Origin of the sequence: Alkalihalophilus lindianensis (assembly GCF_032843265.1) — a bacterium.
GTDB lineage: Bacteria > Bacillota > Bacilli > Bacillales > Bacillaceae_D > Alkalihalophilus > Alkalihalophilus lindianensis.
On the sequence record NZ_JAWJBA010000611.1, the window covers coordinates 1 to 257 of the forward strand.

A 257-nucleotide genomic window follows, 5' to 3' on the forward strand; every position below is an offset into this window, starting at 1 on the left:
GTGCACTCATCAAGCAGGCTCACCCTAACTGGACACCTAAGCAAATTAAATCGGCCTTAATGAATACCGCAAAGCCGCTGGACACTGCGGCAACCGCTCGAGACCGTATGGCCAGCCAAACAAAGACCGCCATTCGATCTACACCGGGCCGCTACCGCACCTTTGAGCAGGGTGCCGGCCGGATTCAAGTCGCTGAGGCCATCAAAACGGAGACGCTTGTATCCCCTGGCAGCATAAGGTTTGGCAAGTATACCGAC

1 protein-coding gene is annotated in these 257 nt (G+C 55.6%); it reads left to right on the forward strand.

Features of this window, described 5'->3' with window-relative positions; genetic code table 11:
* The coding region (locus RYX56_RS23615) for a S8 family serine peptidase (protein WP_336623198.1) at positions 1-257 on the forward strand (257 nt) is incomplete at both ends.